The sequence below is a fragment of the Streptomyces sp. NPDC093795 genome, from assembly GCF_044764665.1.
Classification (GTDB): Bacteria; Actinomycetota; Actinomycetes; order Streptomycetales; family Streptomycetaceae; genus Streptomyces.
On the sequence record NZ_JBIWIO010000010.1, the window covers coordinates 15613 to 38146 of the forward strand.

Below are 22534 nucleotides of genomic sequence, written 5' to 3' on the forward strand. Positions count from 1 at the left end.
TCATCTTTTTTAGGCTCGAAAGGTAAGAAACGTGCGATCCATCTGGAACGGCGCCATCTCTTTCGGGCTTGTCAGCATCCCGATCAAGCTGGTGAACGCCACCGAGAGCCATTCGGTCTCCTTCCGTCAGATCCACACCGAGGACGGCGGCCGCGTCCGCTACAAGAAGGTGTGCGAGCTCGACGGCGAGGAGCTCTCCACGCCGGAGATCGGCAAGGCGTACGAGGACGCCGACGGGACCATGATCCCGATCACCGACGAGGACCTGGCCGCCCTGCCGCTCCCGACGGCGAAGACGATCGAGATCGTGGCCTTCGTGCCGGCCGGTGAGATCGATCCGCTCCAGATGGACGCCGCGTACTACCTCTCGGCGAACGGCGTGCCGGCGGCCAAGCCGTACACGCTGCTCCGTGAGGCGCTCAAGCGCAGCGACAAGGTGGCGGTGGCCAAGTACGCCCTCAGGGGGCGGGAGCGGCTCGGCATGCTCCGGGTCGTGGACGACGTGATCGCGATGCACGGCTTGCTCTGGCCGGACGAGATCCGCGCCCCGGAGGGGGTGGCGCCGGAGACCCCGGTCGCCGTACGGGACGCCGAACTCGACCTGGCGGACGCCCTGATGGCCACGCTCGGCGAGGTCGACATCAACAGCCTGCACGACGACTACCGGTCCGCGGTCGAGGAGATGATCGCGGCGAAGGCGGAGGGCGGCGAGGCCGTCGCGGCCCCGTCCCCGGGGGAGGCGACGGGCGGGCGGGTGATCGACCTGATGGCGGCCCTGGAGAGCAGCGTCAGGGCGGCGAAGGAGGCCCGCGGCGAGGACGCCGTGGTGACGGAGCTCAAGCCGCGCGGGACGCCGAAGGAGACGGGGGGCAAGAAGTCCACGTCCCGGACGCCCGCGAAGAAGACGGCGACGCCGGCCCGCAAGTCGACGTCGACGGCGGACGGCCCGGCGCGGGCGGGCGCGGCGGAGGAGGCACCGAAGAAGGCCGCGACCAAGAAGGCGACGGCGAAGAAGACGACGGCGAAGAAGGCGACGACGAAGAAGACGGCGACGGCGAAGGAAGCGACGACGAAGGAAGCGACGACGAAGGAAGCGACGAAGGCGGCGACGAAGAAGTCGACCCCCCGCAAACGCACGGCGTGACGCACTGGGCGGCCGTGCCCCGCCGCCGCCCTGCCGCCGCCACCCCGCGTCAGCGGTAGTCGTCGGGGTGGTCCTGCATCCACGTGTTGATCTTGTCGCGCGTGCCGACGAGCAGGCTCTGGTGCTTCTTCAGGTTCTCGAAGGAACGGTCCCCGCCGAGCTTGCCGTTGAGCTTCTCGATGAGCGCGATCGGCTCGGGGAAGTGCCCGGGCCCCTTCGGGTCGGCCTTCATGGCCCGGTCCATACGCTGGAGTTCGTCGTAGACCCGCCCGAGGAAGTAGGCACAGTCGCCCGGGGTGCACGACTCGTTCAGCGTCGCCTGCAGCCCCGCGAACGCGTCCCGAACCCGCTCGGCCGACGCGGTCCGGGGCCCCGGCGACGAACTCTCCACGCCACCAGGCGCACCGCTCTCGGTGGCGTCGCCCGCGGAGCCCGCCCCCTCCTGCCCGGCCGGAGAGTCCGTGGCGACAGGCGCCGAGGCGCTGCCGGCCGCGCTGGAACCACTCGTACCCCCCGTACCGCTCGCACCACCCGTACCGCAGGAGACGCTGAGCGCGGCCAGGGCGACGGCGATGACCACCGCACCCGGCATCGAGGACTTGAACATGGAACTCCCCCTGGATCGACCGATCGACGAATCAGCCGACCCTACAGAACACCCGTTCCATCCGGGCGAGGTGCCCACCCCGTGACGCCAGGTCAGTCCTCGTAGTGCAAGGTGCCGTCCTCGTCCACGCGCGGACGCAACTTCGAAGGCCCGTAGCCGACCCTGTCCGACGGGCGCGGCGGCTCGGGTCCGTCGCGGCCGAACCGGACCAGCCGCTCCACGCGACAGATCCGTCCGGCCCCCGCTCCGCCACCCCGAACAGTGGGCCGCGGAGCGCGAGCGCCGGGTACGGTACGGAGGCCTCGGCCGCGGCGGTCTCGGTGACCCACGCGACCGGGTCGCCCTCCCGTACGAGCCCGGCGTGCAGGTCGTCAAGCCGTCGCTTCACGTCACCCCGTCGCCCGCGTCCTGTCGGTACCCCCGCTGCGCGGCCTCGGCCTGCTCTCGTAAAGCGAAGCGCCCACCACCTCGCACCACGATGACCGCTGTCAGCGACCGCGTCGCCCGACAGCCGGCGCATCCCCGACAGGTGCATGGGGATGGCGGTCCGCATCGCCTCCCCTGGGCGTCGCGTGAGTGTCGGAGGGACCCTTGGCGGGGGGATCGGGATGCCCCTTCCCAGCGGCGGGAGGCGAAGCCGGGGCTACGGGGGGCAGGAGGGATTCGCAGTACGTCCGGACATCCTTGCCGTCGGCCGCGGCGACCAGACGCTCCCACGCCGGGGCTTCCATGGCCTTGCCGTTGCCCAGAGCCTTCTCGTACGCGCGACAGAGGGACTCATGCGTCGGTCCCGGATGGGCGGGGACGGGGACGGGGGCGTGTGGAAGGGGATGGGTGGCGGGGACCGGGCGCGGGGACGGCGAACTCGGGGGCGAGGGCGGGAGCTCGGACGAGAACGAACTGGCGGGTCCCTCCGACGGTGGAGGAGCGGATGTGGTGAGGCGGGGCTCGGGGTCGCGGGTCTCGGTCTCGTCGGAGGGGTCGTGCGGAACAGCTGTGGCGAGCGCGATTCCGCCCAGGGTCAGGCTTGCGACCAGGGCCGCGAGCGCGGTCTTCAGCGAGCGTCCGGTGCGGCGTTCCGGTGCGGGGCGCCAGTCGTCGCGGCGTCTGGTGCGCCGAGGCGTGTGCAGGCCCGTGTCGCGGGCCGTACGGAACGCGGCGACGGCTGCTCGGGCCGAGGCGTCGTCCACGTCCGTGGGCCGCAGGGCAGCGGCCAGTGCCGCCTCGATGTCGTCGTCTTCCCGCATACCGTCTTCACCTCTCATCCCTTCATCTCCTTCGCGAGCCGCCTCAGTCCGCGGTGCGCGGCGGACCGTACCGCTCCGACCCGCTTGCCCAGAACCCGGGCCGCCGCAGGGCCGTCCAGCCCGACGACCACCCGCAGCAGCACCGCCTCGGCCTGGTCCCTGGGGAGCCCCGCGACCAGGGCCAGTACCTCGGCGGTGGACAGCGCCTCCAGGGCCTCGCCCGCCGTCTCCCGCGGCGAGGGCAGATCGAGCACGTCCTGTCCGAACGGGGCCGTTAACGGCCGGGAGCGCAGGCGCCGCAGGTGGTCAAGCGCGCGGTGACGGGCGATGGTCGCGGTCCAGCCGCGGAACCCCGCACCGTCCCCGCGGAACCGCGCCAGGTCGCGGGCTATCTCCAGCCACGCGTCGGAGGCCACGTCCTCGGCGAACTCGCCGACGAGCCCCCGCAGATACCCCAGCAGCCCAGGCTGCACGATCCGGTAGAGGTCGGCGAACGCTTCGTCGTCACCGTCCTGCGCACGCTCCACCGCATGCTGCAGAGCGGCGTCGTTCGCCCCCAAGTGATCTTCCTTCGGTATTCCTGCGTCACGCTGTCCGGCGCATCACCCTACGCGGCCACCGGATGCCGCCCGTCGGCCGCACGCCGTGACAGAGGCGAGCGCCGCACCCGACCCGGGAGCAGCAGGAAGAAGGTGTGGGCGGATTCCTCGGGGCCCAGCTCGAAACGGTTGACCACCTTGCCGAGTGGGTTCCACGCCCGCCCGTCGGGCATCCGGACGCCGACCGGCTGCCGGAACAGCTCGGCCGTCGCGTCGTCGAAGTCGACCCAGCGGGCCGACGCGTGACGGACGATCACCTCGCCGAGGTACGCGCCGAGCTCGTGGAGGATCGGCACGGCGGTGACCGGGTCGGCGGCCCCCTGCCGCAGACCGTCCACCACGCGATCGACGATCCGCAGGCTGGCCACGGAGAAGTCGAGGGGGAGCCGTGCCTTCGCGGTCGCGCGGGACGCGAACGCAGAGGCGTACCGGCTCATGTCGGCGGCCCGCAGCGTACGGCTGACGTGGTCCATCGGTTCCACCCTCACTGCACGAACCCGTGCGGCTCTTCCCGGTCCTCCGTGATCCTCAGGAGGGCCGCCGGTCCTCCGCGCCCTCCCCCGAATCCAGCGGAACGGGGCGCCGGATCATCACGGCCCCACGCTGTGATCACCGCCACACGCCAAAGGGTCCGCTGCGGCCCTCGCGTAAAAGACGGAAAGTCCCCGGAATGCGTCCGCCAGATGGCAAGCGAACTTGTCACCGATTGATCAGGCTCACGCCGTATCTCCTACCGGCGAGCCTTTGTCGGTCCCGTACTCAACCCCGAGCACCCCCACGGCTCTGTACGTCCAGGTCGCTCACCCACCTGATGTCCGCTATGCGTGTCCGGGTGTGGCGGAAAGGGCGCGTCGTGTATAACCGCTGCGCTGTGGCGGGAATACGGGGTCCGCTCTCCCCGAAGCCAAAAGGCGATGGGCACTACGGGGTCTCAGAAACCGTGCTGTCGCCCCTTGTTTCCCGTCCCACGGCACAACAGCCGTAGGCGACCGGCCGCGGATACTCACCAGCTGTGCACAAGGGATGGGACATGAGTCCGAGAGGGACCCGCGCCAGGCGGGCGAAAGGCAAGAGGCGCGTCACGTGGCTCGCGGCAGGGATCGTCGTCCTGGGAGGCACGAGCGTGACCGCTGTCGCCGCCTCGGCAGGTGGCGAGGACGCCGGACCCGGTGACGGGACGCGGTCGGCGAGGGCACATGTGCTGGCCCTGGACGGCAAGGATCCGAAGAGGCGCGCGCTCCCACGCACCGGGACACAGACGTTCTCGCTCATCGGCGTCTCGTGGGAGGACAGCGGCGACACCTTCGAGGGCACCGCTCAGATCCGTACCCGCAAGGCGACCACGGGCGAGTGGAGCGAATGGCGCGACCTCGACTTCGACGTACGGGCGCCGGAGTCCGCCGAGGGCGAAGCCTCGGACGTGCGGGGCGCCTCGGAGCCGCTGTGGGTCGGCCCGTCGGACGGGGTCGAGGCGAGGGTCGTCGCGGACGGCGAGGAAACCGAGGTGCCCGACGCGCTCCGCCTCGACATGATCGACCCCGGCGAGACCGTCAAGGCCAAGGACAGCGGTGGCATCAAGGGGAGCGGAAAGGGGGGCGCCAAGCCCACCGCCTCCCCCGACGACACGCAGCCCGCCCCGGCCGGCCCCACGCAGACCACCCCGGCCGGCCCCGCGCCGCAGCCCTCCGATCCGGCGGGTCCGGCCGGTGCGTCCGAGGACCCGGCTCCGCCCACCGCCCCGACCGCCCCGACCGCCCCCGCCATCGTCAGCCGTGCCGACTGGGGTGCGGACGAGTCCCTCGTCCAGAACCCGCCCTCGTACCTGAACAAGGTCGACGCCGTCTTCGTCCACCACACCGCCGGAACGAACGACTACACCTGCGCCGACTCCCCGGCCGTCATCCGCGCGATCCTCACCTACCACGTGCGGACGAACGGCTGGAACGACATCGGCTACAGCTTCTTCGTCGACAAGTGCGGCACGGTCTTCGAAGGCCGCGCCGGCGGAGTGGACCGACCCGTCCTCGGCGCGCACACCTACGGGTTCAACAGCTACTCCTCGGGCATCTCCCTGCTCGGTGACTACGAGAACGGCGGCACGCCGACGGCCGCGGCCCAGCAGGCCATCGCCGACCTCGCCGCCTGGAAGCTCGGGCTGCACGGCGTCGACCCGGAGGCGAAGGTGACACTCACCGCCGCCGCCGACACCGGCGTGTGGGCGAAGGGCCAGCCCGCCACTCTGAACACCGTCTCCGGACACCGCGACGGCTACGCCACGCTCTGCCCCGGCGCGACCCTGTACTCCGCGCTCCCGGCGATCCGTACGACCGCGGGCAGTTCCCCGTACGCCACCGGAAACTGACTGACGGGCACGACCACCACGACCGACTGCGGCCGGGGACCTTCACAGGCAGGCTTGCCGGAAAGGGGCATTTCCATGGTGATCGCGGAGCTGCAGCGGCTGACCCCAGTCCGGGTCCGCCGGCCGCCCCTCAGACGGTGGGCCGGCCGGTGGGTACGGTCGGCGGCTCGTCCGCCGTGCCCTCCTCGTCCAGGTCGCCTGTCCCGCGCCCCGGCGCCGCACCGAGGAACTCCGTCAGCGCGAGCGCGAGGAGCAGGACGAGCGCGATGCCGACGACGACCCAGCCCGTGGGGTACGACCACAGCAGGTACGCCAGGAGGGCTGCCGCGACGAGGATCCAGTTGATCCACGTCCGGTAGCGGCGTACGAACGGTCCGACCGGCCCGGTGCGCAGCCCGGCCCGGTCGGCGGTGGAGCGTACGGCTCCGATCCCCGACGACCACAGCCCCCGGACGAGCCCGGCACGGCGGCCGGGTCCGGTGAGCCAGGCCGCCAGGGCGACGACGACGCCGAGAGCGACCACCATGCGGACGGTGGTGTAGAGGAAGTGGGTGAACGTGTCGTACACCGATCCTGCCGCCGCCTGCGAAACGCCGGCGGGCAGCGCGTCCAGGTAGATCGCCCGGAAGAGGCGCAGGCCGAGGGCGAGCAGCCCCGTGGTGACCGCCACCGCGACGGCCGCCGTGACCAGGGCTCGACGGCGTCGCCCGGCGAGGAGGACACCGCCGGCCACAAGCAGGAGGGCGAGGACCGGCAGCCAGTTACCCATGATCTGGAGCAGCCGTACGTAGGTCTTCACCTTGCCGATGTCGTCGGACTTCACCAGCGTGATGTCGGTGTGCACCTCGGGGATGCGCCCGGCGGCCTCCATCCCCTCGTCCACGAGCCGTTGCTTCACCCGGTCCACGACGGGGCCCACGTCGAGAGTCACCGTGTCGTCCTTCAGCTGCACCGCCCCGCCGCCGCTGCCGGTCAGCGCCTTGTCCACGGACGCGTGGGCGGCCCGGTTCGCCCCCGTCCAGATCTTCTCGAAGGCGTCGGAGGCGACGACCTCACGGGCCTTGTCCTGGACGAAGCTGCGCACGGCGCCTTGGAGGGAGTCCCCGAGCCGGCCCAGAGCCTTCTCTGCCAGTGGCCGCTCCTCGGGAGCGACGCCGGACAGCAGGGCCGGCAGGTCGAGGCGTGACATCACGGCATCGGTCACCCGGTTCGCGACGGCGTCCTGGACATCGGGGTCGGAGGCGAGGGGCGCGACGGTCGCCACGTATCGGTCGGTGTCCCCCACCTCGTCCGCCGCCCATGAAGCCACGACGCCGAGAGGAGCGAGCAGACAGCCGAGCACGATGAGTACGACCGCGAGGAACGACCGCCCCCGGTGCCGGGGAGGCCGCGCCGTACCGGATTCGAGCAGGGCGACACGCTCGCGCAACTCCCGCAGCTCCGACCGATGGTCTCCGGACGATCGAGGTTCGCTGTCGGGTTCCACACGCGCCTCCTGGTCGGGCCGTCCCTGTCCGGCCAGCGAAGCGCCGGCGGGCCCGCGCCGCGAGAAGGACGCGTCCGTACGAGTGAAGGGCGGGGCGTCTGTTGGCGTGCGCGGCGATCGCCGGGTTCAACCCCGTCACCGGCCTGTACGCGGGAGTCGACCGGCGATCGTCGGCTCCCTCACCGCACGCACGGTACCCAGGGTCACGGCCCGGACTCCACGAAGTCCTTCGCCGTCCAGGTCGACTTCGAGGACACGGGTGGGAACCTGGTGGACACCGTCGTCGTGACGGTCTCCGACGTCGCCGCGGGGCAGACCAAGGACGCCACCGCACGCGGCACACACGAGCTGTCAGGTCCCGTGGACGCCTCCGTGGCGTCCGCTCTGCGTCATTGACGGCCCACATGTACGAGAAAGGGCCTGACCAGCGTTTCCGCTGATCAGACCCTCTGTCCGGAAGTGCCCCCGGCAGGATTCGAACCTGCGCACACGGCTCCGGAGGCCGTTGCTCTATCCCCTGAGCTACGGGGGCGTTGTCGCGTTTGGCGGCGACGGGTAGAACCCTACCAGCTCTCTGGGAGTGGCTGTGAACAGGTATTTCCGGGGTGTCACCAAGGGGGCTGGTCCCTCGCACGGGTAAGAAGTGGGTAAAACCCGGACGCGGCCGTTCGGGGCGGCCTACTCTCGTTCGTGTGTCAGGCGTGTCCGGTCGGGTGCTCGTTGTCGACGACAACAAGGTGATCCGGCAGTTGATCAGGGTCAATCTCGAACTCGAGGGGTTCGAGGTCGTGACCGCGGCCGATGGTGCCGAGTGTCTGGATGTCGTACATCGGGTTCGTCCTGATGTCGTCACCCTGGACGTCGTCATGCCCCGACTGGACGGGATCAGGACGGCCGAGCGGCTGCGGGCCGATCCGCGGACCAGTGACCTGCCGGTCGCGATCATCAGCGCCTGCGGGGAGCACGAGGTCACCGGTGGGGCCGTGCCCCGGGTCGACGCCTTTCTCGCCAAGCCCTTCGAGCCCGCCGAGCTCGTCCGTGTGGTCCGCCAGCTGATGCACCGCGAGCGGCGTGAGCGGCCGGAGGCGACCGGGCCCGACGGGGGAGAGGAACCGGCCGCAGTCGACGTACGGCAGCAACGGCAGGAAGTACAGGAACGGCAGGAACTGCAGCAACGGCAGGAGCAGCAGGAGCAGGAGCTCCGACGCGCGAGGAGCGCGCGCGGGCTGCGCTGATCGGACGCGGAGCGAGGTGACCACTCCCTCGCCGGTGGCCCCGTGCCCCCCGGCGTGGCCCGCCCGGACCGCCCGCAAGCCCCACGGCGTGACCCTCCCGCCCGCCCCCCCCAAGCCCCACAGCGCGCCCCTCCCACCCGCCCCCCTGCCCGCATGGCGAAACCGGTTCGCGTTTCGACCCCCCTCCTCCCCTAGGCTTGACCCGTGACCCCCGCGGACCTCTCCCTCACCGTGCTGCACGCCGTGCGCCGCGCGGTCGACGACGGTGCGCTGCGGGTCGACGTGCCCCCGTCGGTGAAGGTCGAGCGGGGCCGCCCCGGCGGTACGGGGGAGTACGCCTCCAATATCGCCCTCATGCTCGCCCGGTCCGCCGGCCGCAGCGCCCTCGACGTCGCCGGGATCCTGGAGGAACGCCTCCGCGACGCTCCCGGTCTCCGCGGGGTCGAGATCACCGGGCCCGGCTTCCTGAACTTCAGTCTTCGCCGCGACGCCGGTGCCGAGCTCGTGCGGGCGATCCGTGCCGCCGGGGACGCGTACGGGAGCGGCACCGACCTCGCCGGGACCGTCGTGCGGTTCGCCGAGCCGGCCGAGTCACGCGCCTCCCTCGTGACCCACACCGTGGTCCGGCTCCTGAGGGCGCAGGGGGCCGACGCCGGCTTCGGCGGCGACGAGCGGATCCACGTACGGGCGGGGGAGTGTCAGGAGGACACCCTCGGCACCGACGCCGCCCGCTGGGCGCTGCTCCGGCCCGCACCCCAGGACCGGCCCCTCGACGGGCAGCCGCTCCTCGTCCAGCACGAGCGCAACCCCCTCTTCCGGGTGCGGTACGCCCACTCGCGGGTGCGTAGGCTGCTCGTCAACGGAGAACAACTCCGGGTCACACCCGCGTACGAGACCGACATCGACGCACCCGCACTCCTCGGCGCCCTCGGCGACCACCCCGCCGTCCTCCTCGCCGCCGCCCGCCACCGCGCCCCCGACCGGGTCGCCCGGCACCTGGAAGCCACCGCCGACGCGCTGCTCGCGTTCCAGCACACCGTCCTGCCGCTCGGCGACGAGAAACCCTCGGCCGCCCACCGTTCCCGGCTGGCGCTCGCCGAAGCCGCCGGGACGGTGCTCGCCGGTGGCCTCTCCGTGCTCGGCATCAGCGCACCCGACCGGATCTGAAAGAGCAGAGCAGACATGAGCCGTTCCGCCCACCCCGCAGGGCCCCGTCACGCCGACGTCCTCCCCGAGGGCCACTACTCGGCACCCCCCGCCGACCTCAACGTCCTCGACCCGAAGGTGTGGTCCAGGACCGTCGCCAGGGACGAGCGCGGGGTCGCCACCGTCGGCGGCATCGGGGTCGACGCCCTCGCCGAGGAGTTCGGCACGCCCGCCTACTTCCTCGACGAGACCGACTTCCGCGCCCGCTGCCGCGCCTGGGCCGAGGCCTTCGGCACGGACGCCGACGTCTTCTACGCGGGCAAGGCGTTCCTCTCCCGGGCCGTCGTGCGGTGGCTCAAGGAAGAGGGGCTGAACCTCGACGTGTGCTCCGGCGGCGAGCTCGTCACCGCCCTCTCCGCCGGCATGCCCGCCGAGCGCATCGCCTTCCACGGCAACAACAAGAGCGAGGACGAGATCCACCGGGCCGTCGAGGCCGGTGTGGGGCGCATCGTCCTCGACTCCTTCCAGGAGATCGCCCGCGTCGCCCACATCGCCCAGTCCCTCGGCAAGCGCCAGCCCGTGCAGATCCGGGTGACGGTCGGCGTCGAGGCGCACACCCACGAGTTCATCGCCACCGCCCACGAGGACCAGAAGTTCGGCCTCGCCCTCGCCGGCGGGCAGGCCGCCGAGGCGGTGCGCAGGGCCCTCAAGCTCGACGGGCTCGAGCTCATCGGGATCCACTCGCACATCGGCTCGCAGATCTTCGACATGGCCGGCTTCGAGGTCTCCGCGCGCCGCGTCGTCCAGCTGCTCGCCGAGGTGCGCGACGAGCACGGCGTCGAGCTGCCCGAGATCGACCTCGGCGGCGGCCTCGGCATCGCGTACACCTCCGAGGACGACCCGCGCGAGCCGCACGAGATCGCCAAGGCCCTCAACGAGATCGTGAGCAGGGAGTGCGAGGCCGCCGGCCTCCGTACGCCCCGGATCTCCGTCGAGCCCGGCCGGGCCATCGTCGGACCGACCGCCTTCACCCTCTACCGGGTCGGCACCATCAAGCCGCTCGAAGGGCTGCGGACGTACGTGAGCGTCGACGGCGGCATGTCGGACAACATCCGTACCGCCCTCTACGACGCCGAGTACAGCGTCAACCTCGTCTCGCGCACCAGCGAGGCCGCCCCGATGCTCACCCGGGTCGTCGGCAAGCACTGCGAGAGCGGCGACATCGTCGTACGGGACGCCTTCCTGCCCTCGGACCTGGCGCCCGGCGACCTCGTCGCCGTACCGGCCACCGGCGCGTACTGCCGCTCCATGGCCAGCAACTACAACCACGCGCTCCGGCCGCCCGTCGTCGCCGTCCGGGACGGCGAGGCACGGGTGATCGTCCGGCGCGAGACGGAGGAAGATCTCCTGCGTCTCGACGTCGGATGATGAAATAGTCCAGAGATGGCCAAGTGATGAAATAGATGTCTCAGGATCCGGACGGAGGGCGGAAACCCCCGTCCGGTGAGTGAGACTGGTTCCACCGTAGAAGAACCGTAGAGATACGAACGTAGAGATACGAAGTAGGACGAGAAAGAGGTCGGATGATGCGTACGCGTCCGCTGAAGGTGGCGCTGCTGGGCTGTGGAGTGGTCGGCTCAGAGGTGGCGCGCATCATGACGACGCACGCCGACGACCTCGCCGCGCGCATCGGTGCCCCGGTCGAGCTCGCCGGCGTGGCGGTCCGCCGCCCGGACAAGGTCCGCGAGGGCATCCCCGCGGAGCTGATCACCACCGACGCCACCGCCCTGGTCAAACGGGACGACGTCGACGTCGTCGTCGAGGTCATCGGCGGGGTCGAGCCGGCCCGCACCCTCATCACCACCGCCTTCGAGCACGGCGCCTCCGTCGTCTCGGCGAACAAGGCGCTGCTCGCCCAGGACGGCGCGAACCTCTACGCCGCCGCCGAGAAGCACGGCCAGGACCTCTACTACGAGGCCGCCGTCGCCGGCGCCATCCCGCTGATCCGGCCGCTGCGCGAGTCCCTCGCCGGTGACAAGATCAACCGGGTCATGGGCATCGTCAACGGGACGACGAACTTCATCCTCGACAAGATGGACACCTCCGGCGCCGGGTACAGCGAGGCGCTCGACGAGGCCACCGCCCTCGGTTACGCCGAGGCCGACCCGACCGCCGACGTCGAGGGCTTCGACGCCGCCGCCAAGGCCGCCATCCTCGCCGGAATCGCCTTCCACACGCGCGTGCGCCTCGATGACGTCTACCGCGAGGGCATGACCGAGGTCACCGCCGCCGACTTCGTCTCGGCCCGGCAGATGGGCTGCACCATCAAGCTGCTCGCCATCTGCGAGCGGGCCGCCGACGGCGGCTCCGTCACCGCGCGCGTGCACCCCGCGATGATCCCGCTCAGCCACCCGCTCGCCTCCGTCCGCGAGGCGTACAACGCGGTCTTCGTCGAGGCGGAGGCCGCCGGGCAGCTCATGTTCTACGGCCCCGGCGCCGGCGGCGCTCCGACCGCCTCCGCCGTCCTCGGCGACCTCGTCGCCGTGTGCCGCAACAAGCTCAACGAGGCCAACGGCCCCGGTGAGTCCGCGTACACCCAGCTGCCCGTGAGCTCCATGGGCGAGGTCGTGACGCGGTACCACATCAGCCTCGACGTGGCCGACAAGCCGGGCGTTCTCGCCCAGGTGGCGACGGTCTTCGCCGAGCACGGAGTGTCCATCGACACGGTGCGCCAGCACGTTCGACAGGACGGAGACGGCGAGGCCTCTCTCGTCGTCGTCACCCACCGCGCGCCCGACGCCGCCCTTTCCGGGACCGTCGAAGCGCTGCGCAAGCTCGACACCGTGCGCGGTGTCGCCAGCATCATGCGTGTTGAAGGGGAGTAAAGGACCCATGACCAGCAAGGGCACCCACCAGTGGCGCGGCATCATCGAGGAGTACCGGGACCGCCTTCCGGTCACGGACAAGACGCCGGTCGTCACGCTCCGTGAGGGCGGTACGCCGCTCGTTCCCGCTCAGGTCCTCTCCGAGCGCACGGGCTGCGAGGTGCACCTCAAGGTCGAGGGCGCCAACCCCACCGGCTCCTTCAAGGACCGGGGCATGACCATGGCCATCACCAGGGCCAAGGAGGAGGGGGCGCAGGCCGTCATCTGCGCCTCCACCGGCAACACCTCCGCCTCGGCGGCGGCCTACGCGGTACGCGCCGGCATGGTCTGCGCCGTGCTCGTGCCGCAGGGCAAGATCGCGCTCGGCAAGATGGGCCAGGCCCTCGTGCACGGCGCGAAGATCCTCCAGGTCGACGGCAACTTCGACGACTGCCTGACCCTGGCCCGCGGCCTCTCCGAGAACTACCCGGTGGCGCTGGTCAATTCGGTCAACCCGGTCCGTATCGAGGGCCAGAAGACCGCCGCCTTCGAGATCGTGGACATGCTCGGCGACGCGCCCGACATCCACGTCCTGCCCGTCGGCAACGCCGGCAACATCACGGCGTACTGGAAGGGGTACTCCGAGTACGCCAAGGACGGGCTCTCCACGCACCGCCCGCGCATGTGGGGCTTCCAGGCCTCCGGTTCCGCCCCGCTCGTGCGCGGCGAGGTCGTCAAGGACCCGTCGACGATCGCCACCGCGATCCGCATCGGCAACCCGGCCTCGTGGGACTACGCGATCGCCGCGCGGGACGAGTCGGGCGGCTTCATCGACGAGGTGACGGACCGTGAGATCCTGCGCGCCTACCGCCTGTTGGCCGCGCAGGAGGGCGTATTCGTCGAGCCCGCGTCGGCCGCTTCGGTCGCCGGTCTGCTGAAGGCCGCCGAGCAGGGCAAGGTCGACCCCGGCCAGAGGATCGTGTGCACGGTCACCGGCAACGGGCTCAAGGACCCCGACTGGGCCGTCGCCGGCGCGCCGCAGCCGGTCACCGTCCCGGTCGACGCGGCCGCCGCCGCCGAGCGCCTCGGTCTGGCCTGATCCCACCCCTCCCGCAAGGGAAACCCGCTGATCGAAACCCGATCAGGAACGTACATAGGCGCACAGGTTGGCCCGCGACACGCATCGTGCGCCTCCTGTGCGCCCTATGTCGCCACAGAACCTTCCTTCGATAGGCTGTACCGAACCCGCCCCCACGCATATGCGCGGTGTCGTTGCCGTTGTCGCCTCCAAGGCCGAAACGGTCCCCCGGGTTCCCGTGTACTTCTTGTGAAGTGCCCGTCTGAAACACCTGCTTGACATACCCGTTGTCGCAATCAAGGAGAGTCATCGAGAGATGGCCGGTCCAGCGTTCCGCGCCGCCGCCGTACGGGTGCGCGTCCCCGCCACCAGCGCCAATCTCGGGCCGGGCTTCGACGCCTTCGGTCTGTCGCTGGGCCTCTACGACGACGTCGTCGTCCGTGTCGCCGACTCCGGGCTGCACGTCGACATCGCCGGTGAGGGTGCCGAGACGCTCCCGCGCGACGAGAGCCACCTGCTCGTACGCTCCCTGCGCACGGCCTTCGACCTGCTCGGCGGGCAGCCCCGCGGCCTCGAGGTCGTCTGCGCCAACCGCATTCCGCACGGCCGCGGCCTCGGTTCCTCCTCCGCCGCCATCTGCGCCGGCATCGTCGCCGCCCGCGCCGTGACGATAGGCGGGGACGCCAAGCTCGACGAGGCGGCCCTGCTCGAACTCGCCACCGAGATCGAGGGCCACCCCGACAACGTCGCCGCCTGTCTGCTCGGCGGATTCACGCTCGCCTGGACCGAGTCCGGCGCCGCGCGGGCGATCAGGATGGACCCCTCCGATTCCATCGTTCCGGTGGTTTTCGTCCCCGGGAAGCCGGTGCTGACCGAGACCGCCCGCGGCCTTCTTCCGCGTACCGTCCCGCACGTCGACGCCGCGGCCAACGCCGGGCGTGCCGCCCTCCTCGTCGAGGCCCTGACCCGCCGCCCCGAGCTGCTGCTCGCGGCCACCGAGGACCGGCTGCACCAGGAGTACCGAGGCCCCGCGATGCCGGAGAGCCTCGCCCTCGTGAACCGGCTGCGGGCGGACGGCGTCCCCGCGGTCATCTCCGGCGCGGGCCCGACGGTGCTCGCGCTGGCCGAACACGGGACGGCCGACAAGGTCTCCCGACTGGCGGGCGAGGGCTGGGCCGCGAACCGGCTCGACCTCGACGCCTCCGGAGCGGCCGTCCTGCCGCTGGCGCCCTAGGCGCCGCGGACCGGACGCCGGGCAGCGTCCGGGACAGGAGATTGCCGGTGAGGGAGAGGGGGAATGTTTGTTGGAGCCGGTAGTGTTAACCTCAAGTCTGCACCTGACCTCTTTGTGGAGCGGTGCGGAGTGTCCCCTCAGGGACCACCCTTTCTTCCGGGAGCCTCCCCGACTGCCTGAGCAGCCTGCCTGAGCAGTTTCGAGCACGCTCCGGAACCGGCACGACACCCCTCGCTCTTCTGCAGTGAGGGCCGAGCAGGGGGCGCTCGGGCCGGACCCACAGCACGTTTCTCTCTCCGCCGTACCCGGCGGGACCACCGCCCCGGACACGGTCCACCCACACGGGACCGCTGCCGGACAGCACAACCGGTCGCCGAGCCAGATGGCCGACGTCCGCTCCAGGGAAGGACCCTTCGTGAGCGACACCACCGATCTGATGGGCGTGACTGCCGACAGCAGTGTCGACACCGCCGCGCCCGCCGAAGGTGCTGCCTCCGGCGGCACCGCACGGCGCCGCCGCTCCGGCACCGGCCTCGACGGCATGGTCCTGGCCGAGCTGCAGCAGGTCGCGTCCGGCCTCGGCATCAGGGGCACCGCGCGGATGCGCAAGAGCCAGCTGATCGAGGTCATCAAGGAGGCGCAGGCCGGAGGCGGTTCCGCCGCCCCCGCCAAGGCCGCCGACGCCGCCGAGACCAAGCCGAAGCGCCGCGCCACCGCCAAGACCCGTACGGGTGAGACCGCTGCCGTGGCCACCGAGCCCAAGGCCGAGAAGGCCGAGAAGGCCGTCGCCCAGCAGCAGATCGACATCCCGGGTCAGCCCGCGTCCGACGACCAGCCGGCCGGTGAGCGCCGTCGTCGTCGGGCCACCGCCCCCGCCGGTTCGCCGGAGGGCGAGGCCAAGCCCGAGGCCGCGCAGGCCGTCAAGACCGAGGCCCGTACCGAGGCACGCACCGAGACCCGCACCGAGGCCAAGGCCGACGCGGGGAACGACACCAAGGCCGAGGCCGCCGTCGACGGCGCCGAGGGCCGTGGCCGCCGTGACCGCGGCGAGCGGGGCGAGCGCGGGGAGCGCGGCGAGCGCCGTGACCGCCGTGACCGTCAGCGCGACCGCGGCAAGGGCGACGAGCAGCAGGGCGGTGGCCAGGGCGGCCAGCGTCAGCGCCAGGGCGGCCAGGGCCAGGGTCAGGGCCAGCAAGGCGGCGGCCAGGGCCAGCAGGTCCAGGGCCAGCAGGGCGGCGGCCAGCAGGCCGGTCCGCAGGACGACTACGACGACGAGGGCGGCCGTCGCGGGCGTCGCGGTCGTTACCGCGACCGCCGTGGACGCCGTGGGCGTGACGACTTCCAGGCCGGCGAGCCGCAGGTCGCGGACGACGACGTCCTGATCCCCGTCGCGGGCATCCTGGACATCCTCGACAACTACGCGTTCATCCGGACCTCGGGCTACCTGCCCGGTCCGAACGACGTGTACGTCTCCCTCGCCCAGGTCCGCAAGAACGGTCTGCGCAAGGGTGACCACGTCACCGGCGCCGTGCGGCAGCCGAAGGAGGGCGAGCGCCGCGAGAAGTTCAACGCGCTGGTCCGCCTGGACTCGGCGAACGGCATGGCGGCCGACTCCGGCCGCGGCCGCCCCGAGTTCAACAAGCTGACCCCGCTCTACCCCCAGGACCGGCTCCGTCTGGAGACCGACCCGGGCGTGCTGACCACGCGGATCATCGACCTCGTGTCGCCGATCGGCAAGGGCCAGCGCGGTCTGATCGTGGCCCCGCCGAAGACCGGCAAGACCATGATCATGCAGGCGATCGCCAACGCGATCACCACCAACAACCCCGAGTGCCACCTGATGGTCGTCCTGGTCGACGAGCGTCCGGAAGAGGTCACCGACATGCAGCGGTCGGTCAAGGGCGAGGTCATCTCCTCGACCTTCGACCGTCCGGCCGAGGACCACACCACGGTCGCCGAGCTGGCCATCGAGCGCGCCAAGCGTCTCGTGGAGCTTGGTCACGACGTGGTCGTCCTGCTCGACTCGATCACCCGCCTGGGCCGCGCGTACAACCTCGCGGCGCCGGCCTCCGGCCGCATCCTGTCCGGTGGTGTCGACTCGACCGCGCTCTACCCGCCGAAGCGCTTCTTCGGTGCCGCGCGCAACATCGAGGACGGCGGCTCGCTGACCATCCTCGCGACCGCGCTGGTCGACACCGGTTCGCGCATGGACGAGGTGATCTTCGAGGAGTTCAAGGGCACCGGCAACATGGAGCTCAAGCTCGACCGGAAGCTCGCCGACAAGCGCATCTTCCCGGCCGTCGACGTCGACGCCTCGGGTACGCGTAAGGAAGAGATCCTGCTCGGCGCCGACGAGCTCGCCGTCACCTGGAAGCTGCGTCGCGTGCTGCACGCGCTCGACCAGCAGCAGGCGATCGAGCTGCTGCTCGACAAGATGAAGCAGACGAAGTCGAACGGCGAGTTCCTGCTCCAGATCCAGAAGACGACGCCTGGCGGCAAGAACGACGACTGACGCGAGACCTGCGTCACACGACGAGAACCGAGCCCCGTGCCCGTGACCCCGCCGTGACCTGCGTGAACCACTGCGCCCACCGTGCCCCGCACGGTGGGCGCAGTGCTGTCTCCGCCGCCACTCACCGAAACCTCACAGGCCCCTGTGCAACTCTTTCGGGCGCTTCGCCGTCACACATGGTGAACCGAGGGCCGAAGGAAGACGATGACCGAGCAGAGCAAGAGCGGCCGAATAGGCGGCGCGGGAAGCGGCAGCCGCCGCAAGCCGCCCGCCGAGCGACGCCGGGGCCCGGCGATCCTCGTCGCGGGGGCCGCCGCGGTCCTCGTCCTCGGGGGCGCGGGACTCGGATACGTGTACCTCTCGCTCGACGGCAACATCGACGCCGTCGACATCAACGCCCAGCTGGGCAACGACCGCCCCGACGACGTCGACGACGGCTCCATGGACATCCTCGTCCTCGGCTCCGACTCGCGCTCCGGCGACAACGACACCTACGGCAAGGACGAGGGCGGCGCCCGCTCCGACACCGCGATGGTCGTCCACGTCCACGAGGGCCACAAGAAGGCGAGCGTCGTCTCCATACCCCGCGACACCCTCGTCACCCGGCCCTCGTGCACCGGCGACCAGGGCGCCACCGTCGCCGGCGAACAGCGGGCCATGTTCAACACGGCGTACGAGGTCGGCGGCCCCGCCTGCGCCGTCAAGACCGTCGAGGCGATGTCCGGCATCCGCATGGACCACTACGTCGAGGTCGACTTCACCGGCTTCAAGAAGCTCATCGACGAACTCGGCGGGGTGGAGATCACCACCACCGCGCCCATCAAGGACGACAAGAGCCACCTCGACCTCGCCCCGGGCACCCACACCCTCGACGGCGAGCAGTCCCTCGGCCTCGTCCGCACCAGCAAGAGCGTCGGCGACGGCAGCGACCTCGGCCGCATCCAGCTCCAGCAGGCCTTCATGAAGGCCTTCGTCGAGCAGGTCAAGGACGTCGGCGTCCTCACCAGCCCGAAGAAGCTCCTCGGCCTCGCCGACGCCGCCACCAAGGCCATCACCCCCGACTCCGAACTCGACTCGGTCCAGGAGCTGATGGGCTTCGCGAAGGGCCTCTCCGGCATCGGCGCGCAGGACGTCCACATGGCCACCCTGCCCGTCGAGTACGACCCCCGGGACCTCAACCGCGTCATACCCCTGGAAGCCCAGGCACGGCAGGTCTGGACGGCGCTGAAGAACGACCGGCCGATTCCCGCCACGGCGACGAAGGACGCGGCCACCGGCAAGGCCGGCGGCGTCGTGCAGCAGCCCCGGTAGGCCTCAGGAATACTTCCGGCCCGACCCCGGTTTTGGGAGATACGGCCGGTCCTGGCAGACTGGTACGTCGGCCCCGGTTCACGTTGCCCGCAACCCGCGGCGGCGACCCGGAGCCCTCCCGAAACTAGGAGACACCTTGAAGCGCGAGATCCACCCCGAGTACGTCGAGACCCAGGTCAGCTGCACCTGTGGCGCGTCGTTCACCACCCGGAGCACGCTGACCGAGGGCACCATCCGTGCCGAGGTCTGCTCCGAGTGCCACCCGTTCTACACGGGCAAGCAGAAGATCCTCGACACCGGCGGCCGCGTGGCCCGCTTCGAGGCCCGCTTCGGCAAGGCCGGCTCCGCCGCGAAGTAGCGAGCCCCTGCGCCGGTCCACGGTCGCCCCGCGCGGGTGGCCGGGACCGGCGCTTTGCCGTCCCCGTAGCAACTGACGAAACAGACCAGGAGCCCCCCGATGTTCGAGGCGGTCGAGGAACTGGTCGGCGAGCACGCCGGCCTGGAGACGAAGCTCGCGGACCCCTCGGTCCACGCGGACCAGGCAAACGCGCGCAAGCTCAACAAGCGCTACGCCGAGCTGACCCCGATCGTCGCCACCTACCGGGCCTGGAAGCAGACCGGTGACGACATCGAGACCGCCCGCGAGCTGGCCCAGGACGACCCCGATTTCGCCGCCGAGGTCAAGCAGCTGGAGAAGGAACGGGGAGGGCTCACCGAGAAGCTCCGCCTGCTCCTCGTCCCGCGCGACCCCAGCGACGACAAGGACGTCATCCTGGAGATCAAGGCGGGCGCGGGCGGCGACGAGTCCGCCCTCTTCGCCGGCGACCTGCTCCGCATGTACCTCCGGTACGCCGAGCGCGTCGGCTGGAAGACCGAGATCATCGACGCCACCGAGTCCGAGCTCGGCGGCTACAAGGACGTCCAGGTCGCCGTGAAGACCAAGGGCGGCAACGGCGCCACCGAGCCCGGCCAGGGCGTCTGGGCACGCCTCAAGTACGAGGGCGGGGTGCACCGCGTGCAGCGCGTGCCCGCGACCGAGTCCGCCGGCCGCATCCACACCTCCGCCGCCGGTGTGCTCGTCACGCCCGAGGCCGAGGAGGTCGAGGTCGAGGTCCACGCCAACGACCTGCGCATCGACGTCTACCGCTCGTCGGGCCCCGGCGGCCAGTCGGTCAACACCACCGACTCCGCCGTCCGCATCACCCACCTGCCGACCGGCATCGTCGCCTCCTGCCAGAACGAGAAGAGCCAGCTCCAGAACAAGGAGCAGGCCATGCGTATCCTGCGGTCCCGGCTGCTCGCGGCCGCGCAGGAGGAGGCCGAGTCCAAGGCCGCCGACGCCCGCCGCAGCCAGGTCCGCACCGTCGACCGGTCCGAGAAGATCCGTACGTACAACTTCCCGGAGAACCGGATCTCCGACCACCGTGTCGGCTTCAAGGCGTACAACCTGGACCAGGTGCTCGACGGCGACCTGGACTCCATGATCCAGGCGTGCGTCGACGCCGACTCCGCCGCCAAGCTCGCCGCGGCGTAAGTGGCGTAAGTTCCGTAAGCCCCACCCCGCACCACGGAGGACCAGCGTGCAGTCACTTTCTGGGGGGCGACCCCCAGGCCCCCGAAGTCTGCTGCTCGCCGAGGTGGCCCAGGCCACCCAGCGGCTGGCCGACGCCGGCGTCCCCTCACCGCGTTTCGACGCCGAGGAGCTCGCCGCGTTCGTGCACGGCGTCAAGCGGGGGGAGCTGCACAACGTCAAGGACGTGGACTTCGACGCCCGCTACTGGGAGACGGTCGCCCGCCGGGAGGCCCGCGAACCGCTCCAGCACATCACCGGGCGCGCGTTCTTCCGCTACCTGGAGCTCCAGGTCGGACCCGGCGTCTTCGTGCCCCGCCCCGAGACCGAGTCGGTCGTCGGCTGGGCCATAGACGCCGTACGCGCCATGGACGTCGTCGAACCCCTCATCGTCGACCTGTGCACCGGCTCGGGGGCCATCGCGCTCGCCATGGCCCAGGAGGTGCCGCGCTCGCGCGTGCACGCCGTGGAGCTCTCCGACGACGCCCTCGTCTGGACCCGGAAGAACGCCGAGGGGTCGCGCGTCTCCGTCCACCAGGGCGACGCGCTGAGCGCCCTCCCGGAGCTGGACGGCCAGGTCGACCTGGTCATCTCCAACCCGCCGTACATCCCGCTCACCGAGTGGGAGTACGTGGCGCCCGAGGCCCGTGACCACGACCCGGAGATGGCCCTCTTCTCCGGCGAGGACGGCCTCGACACCATCCGCGGCATCGAGCGCACCGCCCACCGGCTCCTGCGGCCCGGTGGCCTCGTCGTCATCGAGCACGCGGACACCCAGGGCGGGCAGGTGCCGTGGATCTTCAACGAAGAGGCCGGCTGGGCCGACGCCGCCGACCACCCCGACCTGAACAACCGGCCGCGCTTCGCGACCGCCCGCAAGGCGATGCCATGACGGCCATGACTGCCATGACGAATCACGTGTACGAGGAGGCCGGGAACTGATGGCACGGCGATACGACTGCAACGAGGCGACCGACCGCGTGACCGGTCTGCGCGAGGCCGCGTCCGCCGTCCGCCGGGGCGAGCTCGTCGTGCTGCCCACCGACACCGTGTACGGGATCGGCGCGGACGCCTTCAGCAGCGAGGCCGTGGCCGACCTGCTCGCCGCCAAGGGCCGTGGCCGCAACATGCCCACGCCCGTGCTCATCGGCTCCCCGAACACCCTCCACGGCCTGGTCACGGACTTCTCCGAGCAGGCCTGGGAGCTCGTCGACGCGTTCTGGCCCGGCGCCCTGACGCTCGTCGCCCGGCACCAGCCGTCCCTCCAGTGGGACCTGGGCGACACCCGGGGCACCGTCGCCATCCGTATGCCGCTGCACCCGGTCGCGATCGAGCTGCTCACCGAGGTCGGCCCGATGGCCGTCTCCTCGGCCAACCTCACCGGCCACCCGTCGCCCGAGGACTGCGACGCGGCCCAGCAGATGCTCGGCGACTCCGTCTCCGTCTATCTCGACGGCGGCCCGACCCCCGGCATCGTCCCCTCGTCCATCGTCGACGTCACGGGCAAGGTCTCGGTGCTGCTGCGCGCGGGCGCGCTGTCGGCCGAGGAGCTCCGGAAGGTCGTACCCGACCTCGAGGTGGCCAGTTGACCGCCCTTGAGGGGCGTGGCATAGCGGGGTTCGACGACAGCACCACCTTCCGCATCCTCCACGTCAGCACCGGCAACGTCTGCCGCTCGCCGATCACCGAGCGGCTGACCCGCCATGCCCTGAGCGACCGCCTCGGCGATCCTCTCGGCGGCGGCCTGATCGTGGAGAGCGCGGGTACCTGGGGCCACGAGGGCGCCCCGATGGAGGCCAACGCGGAACTGGTCCTCGCCGACTTCGGCGCGGACTACAGCGGCTTCGTGGGGCGCGAGCTCCTCGACGAGCACGTCATCCGCGCGGACCTGGTCCTGACGGCGACCCGCGACCACCGGGCGCAGGTCATCTCGATGGGCCACTCGGCGGGCCTGCGCACGTTCACCCTGAAGGAGTTCACCCGCCTGGTCCGCGCGATCGACCCGGCCACGCTCCCGGACGCCCACGACGAGGGCATGGTCGAACGCGCCCGCGCCCTGGTCCGCGCGGCAGCCGCTCTACGCGGGTGGCTCCTGGCCCCCTCGGTGGACGCGGACGAGGTCAACGACCCCTACGGCGC

Annotated in this window: 21 protein-coding genes, 1 tRNA gene and 1 pseudogene; 16 read left to right on the plus strand and 7 right to left on the minus strand. The window is 71.3% G+C overall.

Annotated elements, in window-relative coordinates; translation table 11 throughout:
• The first annotated feature begins 31 nt into the window (after positions 1 to 31).
• Positions 32 to 1144, plus strand: a complete 1113-nt coding sequence (locus ACIRB7_RS25185; protein WP_403602786.1) for a Ku protein — start codon at positions 32 to 34, stop codon at positions 1142 to 1144.
• Between the two features lie 49 nt (positions 1145 to 1193).
• Here ACIRB7_RS25185 and ACIRB7_RS25190 read toward each other — a convergent pair whose 3' ends face one another.
• From ACIRB7_RS25190 to ACIRB7_RS25210, 5 genes and pseudogenes are all read right to left on the minus strand, one after another.
• A complete protein-coding gene (locus ACIRB7_RS25190) occupies positions 1194 to 1751 on the minus strand; it encodes a hypothetical protein (protein ID WP_403602788.1) in 558 nt (185 codons plus the stop codon).
• 92 nt (positions 1752 to 1843) lie between these two features.
• On the minus strand, positions 1844 to 2080 hold the full coding sequence (locus ACIRB7_RS25195) for a DUF5954 family protein (protein WP_403602790.1): 237 nt from the start codon (positions 2078 to 2080) through the stop codon (positions 1844 to 1846).
• Positions 1993 to 2304 (minus strand): annotated as a pseudogene (locus ACIRB7_RS25200) (DUF5954 family protein); the annotation flags it as partial. The gene ACIRB7_RS25195 and the pseudogene ACIRB7_RS25200, both read right to left, overlap by 88 nt.
• Positions 2305 to 3012: 708 nt before the next feature.
• Complete coding sequence (locus ACIRB7_RS25205) at positions 3013 to 3558, minus strand: RNA polymerase sigma factor (RefSeq protein WP_403602792.1); 546 nt, start codon at positions 3556 to 3558, stop codon at positions 3013 to 3015.
• Between the two features lie 47 nt (positions 3559 to 3605).
• Positions 3606 to 4070 carry a hypothetical protein gene (locus tag ACIRB7_RS25210; RefSeq protein WP_403602794.1) on the minus strand — a complete coding sequence of 155 codons (465 nt, stop codon included), beginning with the start codon at positions 4068 to 4070 and terminating at the stop codon, positions 3606 to 3608.
• A gap of 650 nt (positions 4071 to 4720) precedes the next feature.
• Here ACIRB7_RS25210 and ACIRB7_RS25215 point away from each other — a divergent pair.
• Entirely contained in the window at positions 4721 to 5959 is a 1239-nt protein-coding gene (locus tag ACIRB7_RS25215; RefSeq protein ID WP_403602796.1) for a peptidoglycan recognition protein, read from the plus strand.
• Positions 5960 to 6089: 130 nt separating this feature from the next.
• Here ACIRB7_RS25215 and ACIRB7_RS25220 read toward each other — a convergent pair whose 3' ends face one another.
• A complete protein-coding gene (locus tag ACIRB7_RS25220) occupies positions 6090 to 7445 on the minus strand; it encodes a hypothetical protein (RefSeq protein WP_403602798.1) in 1356 nt (451 codons plus the stop codon).
• 270 nt (positions 7446 to 7715) lie between these two features.
• On the opposite strand from ACIRB7_RS25220, the gene ACIRB7_RS25225 reads away from it, so the two are divergent.
• Positions 7716 to 7841 carry a hypothetical protein gene (locus ACIRB7_RS25225; RefSeq protein WP_403602799.1) on the plus strand — a complete coding sequence of 42 codons (126 nt, stop codon included), beginning with the start codon at positions 7716 to 7718 and terminating at the stop codon, positions 7839 to 7841.
• Between the two features lie 64 nt (positions 7842 to 7905).
• On the opposite strand, the gene ACIRB7_RS25230 is transcribed toward ACIRB7_RS25225, so the two are convergent.
• A tRNA-Arg gene (locus ACIRB7_RS25230) sits at positions 7906 to 7977 on the minus strand.
• Positions 7978 to 8137: 160 nt separating this feature from the next.
• Between ACIRB7_RS25230 and ACIRB7_RS25235 the strand changes: the two genes are divergently transcribed.
• From ACIRB7_RS25235 to ACIRB7_RS25295, 13 genes are all read left to right on the plus strand, one after another.
• Complete coding sequence (locus ACIRB7_RS25235; protein ID WP_403602801.1) at positions 8138 to 8680, plus strand: response regulator; 543 nt, start codon at positions 8138 to 8140, stop codon at positions 8678 to 8680.
• A 204-nt stretch (positions 8681 to 8884) separates the two neighbouring features.
• On the plus strand, positions 8885 to 9847 hold the full coding sequence (gene nrtL, locus ACIRB7_RS25240) for an ArgS-related anticodon-binding protein NrtL (RefSeq protein WP_403602803.1): 963 nt from the start codon (positions 8885 to 8887) through the stop codon (positions 9845 to 9847).
• 15 nt (positions 9848 to 9862) lie between these two features.
• Entirely contained in the window at positions 9863 to 11254 is a 1392-nt protein-coding gene (lysA, locus tag ACIRB7_RS25245; protein WP_403602805.1) for a diaminopimelate decarboxylase, read from the plus strand.
• A gap of 158 nt (positions 11255 to 11412) precedes the next feature.
• Positions 11413 to 12711 carry a homoserine dehydrogenase gene (locus tag ACIRB7_RS25250; RefSeq protein WP_403603257.1) on the plus strand — a complete coding sequence of 433 codons (1299 nt, stop codon included), beginning with the start codon at positions 11413 to 11415 and terminating at the stop codon, positions 12709 to 12711.
• Positions 12712 to 12718: 7 nt separating this feature from the next.
• Positions 12719 to 13789 carry a threonine synthase gene (thrC, locus tag ACIRB7_RS25255; RefSeq protein WP_403602807.1) on the plus strand — a complete coding sequence of 357 codons (1071 nt, stop codon included), beginning with the start codon at positions 12719 to 12721 and terminating at the stop codon, positions 13787 to 13789.
• A gap of 295 nt (positions 13790 to 14084) precedes the next feature.
• On the plus strand, positions 14085 to 15002 hold the full coding sequence (gene thrB, locus ACIRB7_RS25260; protein WP_403602809.1) for a homoserine kinase: 918 nt from the start codon (positions 14085 to 14087) through the stop codon (positions 15000 to 15002).
• Between the two features lie 415 nt (positions 15003 to 15417).
• Entirely contained in the window at positions 15418 to 17514 is a 2097-nt protein-coding gene (rho, locus tag ACIRB7_RS25265) for a transcription termination factor Rho (RefSeq protein ID WP_403602811.1), read from the plus strand.
• A gap of 204 nt (positions 17515 to 17718) precedes the next feature.
• Positions 17719 to 18825 carry an LCP family protein gene (locus ACIRB7_RS25270; protein ID WP_403602813.1) on the plus strand — a complete coding sequence of 369 codons (1107 nt, stop codon included), beginning with the start codon at positions 17719 to 17721 and terminating at the stop codon, positions 18823 to 18825.
• Between the two features lie 136 nt (positions 18826 to 18961).
• Entirely contained in the window at positions 18962 to 19183 is a 222-nt protein-coding gene (gene rpmE, locus ACIRB7_RS25275) for a 50S ribosomal protein L31 (RefSeq protein ID WP_030210647.1), read from the plus strand.
• Between the two features lie 99 nt (positions 19184 to 19282).
• On the plus strand, positions 19283 to 20359 hold the full coding sequence (gene prfA, locus ACIRB7_RS25280; protein WP_403602815.1) for a peptide chain release factor 1: 1077 nt from the start codon (positions 19283 to 19285) through the stop codon (positions 20357 to 20359).
• Between the two features lie 46 nt (positions 20360 to 20405).
• Positions 20406 to 21287 carry a peptide chain release factor N(5)-glutamine methyltransferase gene (gene prmC / locus ACIRB7_RS25285; RefSeq protein WP_211270406.1) on the plus strand — a complete coding sequence of 294 codons (882 nt, stop codon included), beginning with the start codon at positions 20406 to 20408 and terminating at the stop codon, positions 21285 to 21287.
• A 49-nt stretch (positions 21288 to 21336) separates the two neighbouring features.
• Complete coding sequence (locus ACIRB7_RS25290) at positions 21337 to 21984, plus strand: L-threonylcarbamoyladenylate synthase (RefSeq protein WP_403602818.1); 648 nt, start codon at positions 21337 to 21339, stop codon at positions 21982 to 21984.
• On the plus strand, positions 21981 to 22534 hold a 554-nt coding region (locus ACIRB7_RS25295; protein ID WP_403602820.1), incomplete at its 3' end, for a protein-tyrosine-phosphatase. The genes ACIRB7_RS25290 and ACIRB7_RS25295, both read left to right, overlap by 4 nt.